This window comes from Terribacillus sp. 7520-G (genome assembly GCF_002271665.1).
Lineage (GTDB): Bacteria > Bacillota > Bacilli > Bacillales > Amphibacillaceae > Terribacillus.
Genome location: NZ_NQFP01000029.1, coordinates 82,672 through 93,235 on the forward strand (window position 1 = coordinate 82,672; position 10,564 = coordinate 93,235).

A 10,564-nucleotide genomic window follows, 5' to 3' on the forward strand; every position below is an offset into this window, starting at 1 on the left:
AAATTTGGGAAATTTCCGTTTATAATGAGGGGGAGGTGGGAACCCAATGAAATACAAACAAATCAAACCCAAAAAAATATATGAACAAGTAGCCGATGAGCTGCTTTCGATGATACGGAATGGCAATCTTAAGCCGGGGGAGAAATTGGCAAGCGTCACGCAGCTTGCTGAGAACTTTCAAGTCGGCCGCTCCGCAATCAGGGAAGCACTGGCAACCCTGCGGGCAATGGGCTTGGTCGAAATGAAGCAGGGCGAAGGCACTTACGTGAAAGCATTCGAACCAGAGGGAATCGTTTACCCGCTTCAGCATGCACTGCTTATGAGCGGAGAAGACCGGGCAGAACTTATGGAAGTGCGGCATATACTGGAAACAGGTATTGCCGCTTCAGCAGCACTGACCCGTTCAGATGAAGATTTGGCACAGATGGAACAAGCGCTCGCAGAGATGAAGGAATTCGCAGGTGATCCGGAAAAAGGAGAGAAAGCAGACCTTGCTTTCCATATGACGATTGCCCATGCGGCCAAAAATAAACTGCTTCTGCGTCTCATGCACCATGTATCGGATTTGACAGGGGAATCCATGCGGGAAACGAGACAGATTTGCCTGTTTGGTGAAAAAGCAGCTCCCGAGGAATTGAACAAGCAGCATGAAGCGATACTGCACGCTATCCGTTTGCAGCAGCCTGAACAAGCAAGACTGGAAATGATGAGACATTTGGAATATGTAGAAGGAGTGATCCGTGCCTATATGGATTAGGATAAGCCGCCGACCGAGGCGGCTTTTTCCTTATATGCAGGTATTGGAAAATGAAAGCGGTTGTAGTATGATGGAATCAGATATCATTCAGGTCATCTGATGACCTTACTTGTGAGGTGGCAGCATGAAGGTTACATTATTTGCGACATGTATTGTGGATATGTTCCAATCCGATGTCGGGAAGGCGACGGTGGAGCTTTTGGAAAGGCTGGGCTGTGAGATTGTATTTCCGACAGGACAGGTGTGCTGCGGGCAGCCGGCATACAACTCCGGTTATGTGGAAGATGCCAAGAAAGCGATGAAGAAGATGATTGCGACATTTGAGGATGCCGAGGTCATTGTCACACCATCAGGCTCCTGTGCCACGATGTTCAAGGATTACCAGCATGTTTTCCGGGATGATCCCAAATGGCGCCCCCGGGCAGAACGGCTGGCCGAAAAGACATACGAACTGACAGAATTCATCGTGGATGTCCTGAAAATAGAGGATGTCGGGGCGAAGCTTGAAGGGGTGGCTACTTACCATCCATCCTGTCATATGACAAGGCTGCTTGGAGTGAAGGATGCACCGATGAAGCTTCTTTCGCATGTAGAGGGCTTGGAAATGCAACCGCTTCCCAATGCGCAGAATTGCTGCGGATTCGGCGGGACGTTTTCCGTTAAGATGGGGAATATTTCTGAACAAATGGTCGATGAGAAAGTGGATTCCGTGACGGAGACGAAGGCAAGCTATCTGATTGGGGCGGATGGCGGCTGTCTGCTGAATATTGGAGGCAGGATGCAGCGCCGCGGCAAGCCTGTCAAGGTGATGCATATCGCTGAAGTGCTAAACAGTCGGTGAGGGGGAACAACCATGGCGATGAAGATTGGGAATGAAAAATTCAAGGAAAATGTGAACAAGCAAATGGAAGATACATTCATGCGCGGAGCAGTCGCCGGAGCGCAGGAACGTCTTCGGACGAGAAGGCTGGATGCAGCAGAGGAGCTGGGGAACTGGGAAGAATGGCGTTCCCACGGGGAAGAGATACGTCAGCATACCCTCGATCATCTGGACTACTACTTGCAGGAGCTTGCTGAAAATCTGCAGAAGCGCGGCGGGCATGTTTTTTTTGCCGCTACTGCGGAAGAAGCGAATGACTATGTGAAAGGTATCGTGAAAGAAAAAAGGGCCCAAAAGATCTTGAAGGCGAAGTCGATGGTCACGGAGGAGATCGGATTGAATGCTGTCTTGGAACAGGAAGGCTGCGATGTCATCGAAACAGATCTGGGCGAATACATCCTGCAGCTGGACGACCATGATCCGCCTTCGCATATCGTCACACCGGCACTCCATAAAAACAAAGAGCAGATCAAGGATGTCTTTACCGAGAAGCTGGAGTACAAACTGACTTCCAAGCCGGAGGAGCTGGCTCTGCATGCCAGGGAAAAATTGCGTCAGGAATTCCTGCAGGCAGACATCGGCATTACAGGATGCAATTTTGCCATAGCCGAATCTGGTTCGGTTGGTTTGGTCACGAATGAAGGGAACGCTGGCATGGTTTCCGACTTACCGGATACGCAAATCTGTGTCATGGGGATGGAGCGCATCGTACCGACCTTTGAAGAATTTGAAGTGCTCGTGGGACTGCTTACAAGAAGTGCCGTCGGGCAAAAGCTGACCAGTTATATCACCGCTTTGACAGGTCCGCGGACAGCGGGGGAAGCCGATGGCCCATCCGAGTTCCACCTGGTCATCGTTGATAATGGGCGTTCCGGTATCCTAGGGACCGAATTCCAGTCTGTCCTGCAATGTATCCGATGTGCAGCATGTATCAATGTCTGTCCGGTGTACCGCCACATCGGCGGACACTCCTATAACTCGATATACCCTGGTCCGATCGGGGCAGTGCTGACACCGCTGCTGGGCGGATATGATGATTTCAAGGAACTGCCGTATGCATCGACACTCTGTGCAGCCTGTACGGATGCTTGTCCGGTCAAAATCCCATTGCATCAGCTGCTTCATCGCCATCGGCAAGTGATTGTCGAAAGGGAAGGGCGTGCACCGATTTCCGAGAAGATGGCCATGAAGGCATTTGGTATAGGAGCTTCCTCCAATCCGCTTTATGCAGCTGGATCAAAAATGGCAAGCTCGGTCATGAAGCCTTTTACAAAGGATGAGACCATTTCGAAAGGGCCGGGACCGCTGAAGGCTTGGACCGAAATTCGTGATTTGCCGGCTCCGAACAAAGAGCGTTTCCGTGATTGGTTCAAGGAGCACGAAAAGGAGCGTGACAAAGCATGATACAGAATCAGGCCAGCTTTCTTGCGAATGTGGCCAGCCGTCTGGGCCGAACAAAGGTGCTGATGGAAAAGCCGGCGCGGAATTGGAATTATCGCCCGCAGGATAAGACATTGACTGATAAAACCCCGGATGAGCTAGTGGAGATACTTCGCGATCAATGCCGGCTTATCCATACCGAATTTATCGAGACTGATTCGGCTGCCTTGCCGAATGTGCTGGCAGATACTATAGCAGCCTATGGCGGGGGCCCGTTGGCCATTTGGCAAGACCCACGCTATGAAGCATTTGGTTTGCGTGAACAGCTCCGATCGTGGCCCGAACAAGGAATCGATGTGCATGAATGGGATCCTGCCATTGGATATGACAACATCGGTATTGTGGAGAAAGCCAATATCGGTATTACATTCAGTGATATCACGCTGGCTGAGTCCGGAACGGTCGTGCTGTTTTCGGGGGAAGGCAAAGGCCGCACGGTGAGCTTGCTGCCGCATAAATATATCGCCCTGGTACCGAAAAGCACCATCGTTCCCCGGATGACCCAGGCAGCGCAGCAAATATCCAAGCAAGTACAAAAAGGAGAGACCATTGCATCCTGTATTAACTTCATCACCGGACCAAGCAACTCGGCTGATATCGAAATGAATCTGGTTGTCGGCGTGCATGGCCCTGTGAAGGCTGCTTATATCGTGATAGAAGATAAATAGATGGCTCGGGGAAAAACACCGGGATCAATGTATATCTTAACTGTTGCTTCAAACCGCCAGTTGTAAAAATGTTTCGTTTAAAGAAATTCCAAAAGAGAATGATTATTTAAAAAATGGATTGACATTCAATTGGAAAACCCATAACATGGTAATCAAATCTAACAACTACATACTTGATTTATTCTTATCCAGAGAGATCGAGGGATCAGGCCCTATGACGTCTCGGCAACGGGTTTATCGTAAATACCGTGCCAATTCCTGCAAACACAGCTGTGTTTGGAAGATGAGAATGAGGAAGTTTCATAATGAAGCCCTCTTTTTCTGGATAAGAAAAAGAGGGCTTTTTGTGTAGCGAGGGGGAATAGAGTTGATTACGTTCAAGAATGTATCAAAGACCTTCACAATCGGAAAACGGGAAGTGCACGCCGTACGCAATGTGAACCTGACGATAGAGCAAGGGGAGATTTTCGGCATCATCGGCTTCAGCGGAGCCGGTAAGAGCACATTGCTGAGATTGGTCAATGTGCTGGAAAATCCTACTGCTGGTGCTGTAGAGGTGCAGGGGGTAGATTTAGCCAAATTGCCCCCTAGGGAAGTCCGGAAGGTGCGCAGGAGAATCGGGATGATCTTTCAGAATTTCAATCTGCTAACCTCGCGTACTGTTGCTGGTAATATTGCATATCCTCTGAAACTGGCCAAAATGCCGCGAGCAAAAATAAAAGAACGGGTGGATGAACTGTTGCGCTTCGTCGGCCTTTCGGATAAAGCGAAGAATTATCCAGAGCAGCTCTCTGGAGGGCAGAAGCAGCGGGTTGGAATTGCCAGGGCGCTGGCTACTTCCCCGGATATCCTGATATGTGATGAAGCGACTTCGGCTCTGGATCCGGATACGACAGGAGAGATTCTGCGTCTGTTGAAGAAAGTGAACAAGGAATTGGGCATTACGATTCTGCTGATAACACACGAAATGCACGTGATTCAGGCAATCTGTGACAAGGTTGCTGTCATGGAGGAAGGGGAGGTCATCGAAACGGGCGGAGTATTCGATACATTCACAGATCCTATTCACCAGACAACGAAGCGTTTTATCCGTTCCATACAGCAGGATCTCCCGTCTCCTTCCCTATTGGATGAATGGCGTCAAAAAGGCGGGAAGAAGCTGTATCGGATCATTTTCAAGGGAGAGGTGGCGAGTGACCCGGTATTATCCAGGGTAACGAGGAAGCATGATATCGATGTGAATATTGTGTATGGTTCCGTACAGGAGATACAAGAGAAATTCTATGGGAATCTGCTTGTGAGCTTCCAAGGAGACGAAGAAAGAACGGTCAGCGCAGTAAAGGAACTGGATGATATCGTTCAGATCGAGGAGGTAGAAGTGGCATGGGGGTAGATTGGCAGACATTCTGGCCGCGCATTGTCGAAGCGACCGGCCAGACAATCTTGATGGTGGCTGTCACGTTGGTGATAGGTTCTGTATTCGGCATCATTATCGGACTTTTACTTTTTGTCACACGAAAAGGGAATATACTGGAAAATGCGATTTTGTTTCAAATCATCAATTTCTTAATCAATATCATTCGGCCGATTCCATTCATCATCTTTTTAGTGGCTATCAGTCCGCTGACCAGAGAAGTGGTAGGGACGACAATCGGCACATGGGCAGCAATCTTCCCGATGAGTATAGCAGCAGCCTTCAGCATCGCACGAGTTGTTGAAAATAACTTCATCAGCATCGATCCGGGTGTCATTGAGGCCGCAAAAGCGATGGGCGCCAGTCCGCTCCAGATTATTTATACCATCTTGATCCCGGAAGCGCTTGGTCCGCTGGTTCTTGGATTGACGTTCATTACCATCAGCTTGATTGATTTCTCTGCGATGGCAGGAACAGTTGGAGGGGGCGGTCTCGGGCATGTGGCAATGACCTATGGATATCAGCGGTTCGATACAAGCGTCATGGTTGTTACCGTCGTTATATTGATTGTACTTGTCCAGCTGGCCCAGTGGATCGGCAATACACTTTCAAGAAGGATATTAAGGAGATGAAGAAAATGAAAAAAACATTACTTGGCATTATTTCCTTCGTTTTTGTGTTTGTTCTAGCGGCTTGCGGCAGCAGTTCAGCTGACGGCAGCCAGACCGTTAAAATTGGTGTTACAGGATCGGATGGAGACCAATGGCCAATCCTGAAGGAGAAGGCAAAGGAAGAGGGAATCAATATCGAGCTAGTCGAATTCTCGGACTATACGTTGCCGAACCAAGCATTGGCCAATGGCGAGATAGACATGAACTCCTTCCAGCACATTGCTTTCCTGAGTCAATATGCCAAAGAACATGGCGATACGATTGTCCCGATAGGCTCAACAGTAATAGCCCCGATCGGAGCTTACTCAGAGAAAATCGATAGCCTGGATGAGTTAAAGGAAGGCGATAAAGTAGCCATTCCGGATGACCCATCCAATCAGGCTAGATCGCTTCGGGCTTTGGAAGCTGCGGGTGTCATCAAACTGGCAGACGATTTCGGCCAGTTCGGTGATCCTTCCAAGATTGCAGAGAATCCGAAAAACATTGAAATTGTACCTGTTGTTGCACAGCAGACCCCCCGTGTATTGCCGGATGTAGCTGCATCCTTCATCAATAATGGTGTTGCAGGCCAAGCAGGCTTGAATCCAAAAGAAGATCCGATTTATCTGGAAAATGCCAACGATGACAGCATTACACCATTTGTGAATGTATTTGCGGTAAGGAAAGAAGACGAGAACAATGAGATATATCAGAAAATCGCTGCATTGTATCAGGATGAAGAAGTGAAAAAAGCTGTAGAGAATGATACGAATGGCGGTTCCATAGTTGTGGATGTACCAAAAGAAGAACTGCAGGAGCATTTGAAACGTCTTCAGGAGGAGGAATGAGCGATGGGAAAAGCTGTGACGGCTATGAGCCGAATTTCATGGCATCTTGAGGAGAATGGAGAAAAGTATATCCAAACAAGCCAGGCAATCCATGCAAAGCCGGAGCTTGGCAATCAGGAATTTTTCGCCAGTGAAACGCTCGCTTGTTTGCTGGAAGAGGCGGGATTTCAAGTGGATAAGGGGGTGGCTGGGCACGAAACTGCATTTTATGCGCTGAAAGATAGCGGGAAACCAGGACCACGGATCGCTTTTCTTGCCGAGTATGATGCGCTGCCTGGGATCGGGCATGCTTGCGGTCATAATATCATTGGTACTGCCAGTACAGCAGCTGGTATTGCCCTGGCGGAAACATTGGATCAAATAGGCGGAAGTGTAGCCGTCCTCGGTACCCCGGCTGAGGAAGGCGGTCCCAATGGAAGTGCCAAAGGCAGCTTTGTCAAGCATGGTCTGCTGAAGGGAATCGATGCTGCCTTGATCATACATCCTTCTGGACGAACAAGTGTCACTGGGGAGTTCCTTGCCGTAGATCCGCTTGATTTCCATTTCTACGGAAAATCAGCTCATGCCTCCGGTTCCCCTGAAAAAGGTGTCAATGCTTTGGATGCTGTCATTCAGCTTTTTAATGGTATCAATGCATTGCGGCAGCATCTCCCGCAGGATGTCCGCGTGCATGGAATCATCCCGAACGGCGGGGATGCGCCGAATATCGTTCCGGAATATGCGTCGGCACGCTTTTTCATCCGGGCAGAAACATGGAGTAAAGCACAAGCAGTTTCACAAAAAGTGAAAAATATTGCCCAGGGGGCTGCATTAGCCACCGGAGCCACTGTCAAGATAGAAAGATTTCAAAATGAAGTGAAGGATTTTGTTTTGAATCCAGTGTTGGATCAATTGCTGAAGGAAGAGCTGGAAAATGCCGGCGAATATGTACATGTGAAAAAAGGTAAGGGACGCGGCTCAACGGATACAGGTAATATTAGCTATGAGGTCCCGGCGGCGCATCCTTATATCCAAATCGGACCGGAAGATCTAATTGGTCATACGGAAGAATTCCGTGAAGCAGCTCGCTCAGCGCGCGGTGATGCAGCAGTATTGAAAGGGGCCAAAGTCTTGGCGCATGCAGGTTACCGATTATTGACAGACAAGGAGCTGCTGCAGCAAGCCAAGACAGTATTCGAAGAGAGTAAGGCTGAAAAAGTGATGGGGTAAGTGGTCTATGACGCAAAAGTGTTTCGGTTAGATGAAAAACCCGAACTGTTACGTGAATCTTCAGCCGCAGATTTGCGTGAGTTCGGGTTTTTGACGATACGATTCCATTTCCAATCGATTTCATTCATTTCATCAACTCCTGCTTTTCGTTATATGATTGGTTGGGTGAATTACCAACCAATTGGATGAGGACATGCGATTCAATGTCCTATATGCTAAGTTAGGGAGGAGAGAGATGATGGAGCCGATCATACATGGAATCATTCTTGCTTTCGGGCTTATTTTGCCCCTTGGAGCTCAAAATGTGTTCTTATTCAATCAAGGTATCATTCAAAAAAGGATGATTCATACGCTTCCGGCAGTAATTACAGCTGGAATGGCCGATACAATCATGATTTCCATGGCAGTCGCTGGTGTTTCGGTGCTTGTGTGGACAATACCTTGGATCCAGACAGTGCTTTATGGAATTGGGTTCTGCTTTTTGACTTATATAGGATGGGGACTTTGGAAATCAGTTCCGGATACCGTACAAGCGGGTGAAGAAAGCTTCCCCCCACGAAAGCAAATCATTTTCGCTGCATCTGTATCCTTGCTGAATCCTCATGCCATATTGGATATTGTCGGAGTTATCGGGACAAGCTCCCTGGCGTATTCGGGTCCGGAGAAATGGAGCTTTTCGATGGCATGCATAGCCGTTTCCTGGATTTGGTTCTTCGGCTTGGCAGCTGCGGGGAGACTTATCGGAAGTTTGGTTGCACAAGGGAAACTGCTGCTGATTCTGAATCGTATCTCAGCACTGTTGATATGGTCCATGGCGGTGTTTATGCTAATCCGTCTGAGCAGATTGTTATAGCAATACCTCTGCCGCTAGGCAGGGGATTTTTTTATGTGAAATCCTGCTTTTCCTTTCGATATGCTTTCCATGCCGTCTTTGCGGCAGCATAGCCATAAAAGTACCTCCCTGAAAAAACAGCAATCAAATCATGCATGAGGATGACTGTGAAAACCAAGAGATTGCAGGATACTGCCTTGGTAGGCAGGAGCGGTTTAAGGATAAGTGTTGCGGGAATGCCATCATTGAATCCCAGAATTTTGATTGGATAGTAGATTCTTTTCTCCTTAGTTAATTGAAATGACATTGGTGAATTATGGCTGAGTGGTTGCGGTGTGCAAGCACTGAATAATTTTGTCATACATATATTTACAGAACATTCCTAATAAAAACTTCTTGAATGTTGCACAATTCAGTATTATACTAACCAGTATTGTGTCAGAAAATCTGACGGGAATTTATATTAAACTCAATATTTTGCTATTTATCAGACTATTCCAATAGTTAGTGGAGGTTTTTTTGTGTCAAAGAAAGTACCAGGTTCATTTACGATCATCCTTGGTTTGATGCTCTTTGCTTTGTTTTTCGGAGCGGGGAATTTGATCTTCCCGCCGATGCTTGGGCAGCAAGCTGGTGAAAATATATGGATTGCCAATGCAGGGTTCCTTGTGACAGGCGTCGGCTTCCCGCTGATTGCAATCATCGCCTTCGTTTTTTCAGGCGAGAAGGATCTTATGTCCTTATCCAGCAGGGTGCACCCGGTATTCGGAATGGTTTATACGGTTATTCTGTATCTTGCAATCGGACCGTTTTTCGCGATACCGCGAGCAGGGAATGTATCATATGAAATAGGTTTGAAACCATTCTTGCCTTCTGAACCGGGACCGCTGCCACTCATCTTGTTCTCGCTCCTGTTCTTTGTGATCACGTGTCTATTGTCGCTGAATCCTTCCAAAATCATCGATGTCATCGGTAAGTTCCTGACACCGATCAAGCTGGCTTTTATCGGCTTGCTGGTCATCGTGGCGATTGTGTTCCCGATCGGGAAATTCCAGGCACCTCAAAGTGACTATACGGCACATGCTTTCTTTAAGGGTTTCCAGGAGGGCTATTTGACATTGGACGCGCTGGTTGCCTGTGTATTCGGGATCATCATCGTCAATGCTTTAAAGGATAAAGGAATCACAAACAAAGGCTCTGTCATGAAAGTTTGTTTGATGGCAACAGGGATTGCCGCAGTGGTACTGGCAGTGATTTATACAGCACTGTCCTTCATGGGAGCTTCAAGTGTGAGTGAGCTGGGCTATTTAAGCAATGGCGCCGAGATACTTGCCGAGGTTTCCGATCATTATTTTGGCTCATGGGGTATGATATTCCTGGGTTTGATGATTACAGTTGCCTGTCTTACTACAAGTGTCGGTCTGATTACATCTTGTTCGACATTCTTCCATGGACTGATGCCGCGTATTTCTTATAAAACCTTCGCGATTATATTGTCCATCTTCAGCGCTGTAGTTACCAACATAGGGCTTACTGAATTGATTTCCATTTCGGTTCCGGTTTTAATGGCTATTTATCCTATTACAATCAGTCTCATTTTCCTTACCTTCCTGCATCCGTTATTTGGCGGAAAACGGGAAGTGTATATCGGCAGTCTTGTACTGACTTTTTGTGTGAGTATCTTCGATGGCTTCAATGAGGCAGGTTTGGAAATAACGGCTGTAAACGATTTGTTCCATACAATCCTGCCTTTCTATGAGGTCGGTCTGGGTTGGATAGTTCCGTCAGTAGTTGGCGGTTTGCTTGGATTGCTTTTAGCCAAATCAAGAAGTTAAGAAATACCCTCCTGATTTAGGAGGGTATTTC

At 47.6% G+C, this 10,564-nt stretch carries 10 protein-coding genes and 1 riboswitch; all 10 genes read left to right on the top strand.

All coding sequences use genetic code 11. The features are described 5' to 3' along the window. The first annotated feature begins 46 nt into the window (after window positions 1-46). The 10 genes from CHH53_RS11285 to brnQ all read left to right on the top strand — a co-directional run bounded on the left by CHH53_RS11285 (window position 47) and on the right by brnQ (window position 10,533). A complete protein-coding gene (locus tag CHH53_RS11285) occupies window positions 47-757 on the top strand; it encodes a FadR/GntR family transcriptional regulator (RefSeq protein ID WP_095216235.1) in 711 nt (236 codons plus the stop codon). A gap of 124 nt (window positions 758-881) precedes the next feature. Further along, entirely contained in the window at window positions 882-1,598 is a 717-nt protein-coding gene (locus CHH53_RS11290) for a (Fe-S)-binding protein (RefSeq protein ID WP_095216236.1), read from the top strand. Window positions 1,599-1,610: 12 nt separating this feature from the next. Then, entirely contained in the window at window positions 1,611-3,041 is a 1,431-nt protein-coding gene (locus tag CHH53_RS11295; RefSeq protein ID WP_095216237.1) for a LutB/LldF family L-lactate oxidation iron-sulfur protein, read from the top strand. Then, window positions 3,038-3,745, top strand: a complete 708-nt coding sequence (locus tag CHH53_RS11300) for a LutC/YkgG family protein (RefSeq protein WP_095216238.1) — start codon at window positions 3,038-3,040, stop codon at window positions 3,743-3,745. The genes CHH53_RS11295 and CHH53_RS11300 overlap by 4 nt, the downstream gene beginning before the upstream one ends. A gap of 181 nt (window positions 3,746-3,926) precedes the next feature. Next, a riboswitch (SAM riboswitch) is annotated at window positions 3,927-4,035 on the top strand. 77 nt (window positions 4,036-4,112) lie between these two features. Beyond that, window positions 4,113-5,138: a methionine ABC transporter ATP-binding protein gene (locus CHH53_RS11305; RefSeq protein ID WP_095216239.1), complete on the top strand. Its 1,026-nt coding sequence runs from the start codon at window positions 4,113-4,115 to the stop codon at window positions 5,136-5,138. Then, the gene (locus CHH53_RS11310; RefSeq protein WP_095216240.1) at window positions 5,129-5,791 is read left to right on the top strand and encodes a methionine ABC transporter permease; all 663 of its coding nucleotides are present in this window, start codon (window positions 5,129-5,131) and stop codon (window positions 5,789-5,791) included. The genes CHH53_RS11305 and CHH53_RS11310 overlap by 10 nt, the downstream gene beginning before the upstream one ends. 5 nt (window positions 5,792-5,796) lie before the next feature. Then, window positions 5,797-6,657: a MetQ/NlpA family ABC transporter substrate-binding protein gene (locus tag CHH53_RS11315; RefSeq protein WP_095216250.1), complete on the top strand. Its 861-nt coding sequence runs from the start codon at window positions 5,797-5,799 to the stop codon at window positions 6,655-6,657. A 3-nt stretch (window positions 6,658-6,660) separates the two neighbouring features. After that, window positions 6,661-7,866, top strand: coding sequence for a M20 family metallopeptidase (locus tag CHH53_RS11320; RefSeq protein ID WP_095216241.1), 1,206 nt, complete (start codon window positions 6,661-6,663; stop codon window positions 7,864-7,866). Between the two features lie 235 nt (window positions 7,867-8,101). Continuing rightward, on the top strand, window positions 8,102-8,719 hold the full coding sequence (locus tag CHH53_RS11325) for a LysE/ArgO family amino acid transporter (RefSeq protein WP_198946044.1): 618 nt from the start codon (window positions 8,102-8,104) through the stop codon (window positions 8,717-8,719). 500 nt (window positions 8,720-9,219) lie between these two features. After that, window positions 9,220-10,533: a branched-chain amino acid transport system II carrier protein gene (brnQ, locus tag CHH53_RS11335; RefSeq protein WP_095216244.1), complete on the top strand. Its 1,314-nt coding sequence runs from the start codon at window positions 9,220-9,222 to the stop codon at window positions 10,531-10,533. The last annotated feature ends 31 nt before the right edge of the window (window positions 10,534-10,564 follow it).

Excerpts from the sequence above, each read along its gene's own strand:
- CHH53_RS11285 (WP_095216235.1), top strand. The coding sequence starts at position 47 with ATGAAATACAAACAAATCAAACCCAAAAAAATATATGAACAAGTAGCC.
- CHH53_RS11320 (WP_095216241.1), top strand. The coding sequence starts at position 6,661 with ATGGGAAAAGCTGTGACGGCTATGAGCCGAATTTCATGGCATCTTGAG.
- CHH53_RS11315 (WP_095216250.1), top strand. The coding sequence starts at position 5,797 with ATGAAAAAAACATTACTTGGCATTATTTCCTTCGTTTTTGTGTTTGTT.
- CHH53_RS11325 (WP_198946044.1), top strand. The coding sequence starts at position 8,102 with ATGATGGAGCCGATCATACATGGAATCATTCTTGCTTTCGGGCTTATT.
- CHH53_RS11310 (WP_095216240.1), top strand. The coding sequence starts at position 5,129 with ATGGGGGTAGATTGGCAGACATTCTGGCCGCGCATTGTCGAAGCGACC.
- CHH53_RS11300 (WP_095216238.1), top strand. The coding sequence starts at position 3,038 with ATGATACAGAATCAGGCCAGCTTTCTTGCGAATGTGGCCAGCCGTCTG.
- CHH53_RS11295 (WP_095216237.1), top strand. The coding sequence starts at position 1,611 with ATGGCGATGAAGATTGGGAATGAAAAATTCAAGGAAAATGTGAACAAG.
- CHH53_RS11290 (WP_095216236.1), top strand. The coding sequence starts at position 882 with ATGAAGGTTACATTATTTGCGACATGTATTGTGGATATGTTCCAATCC.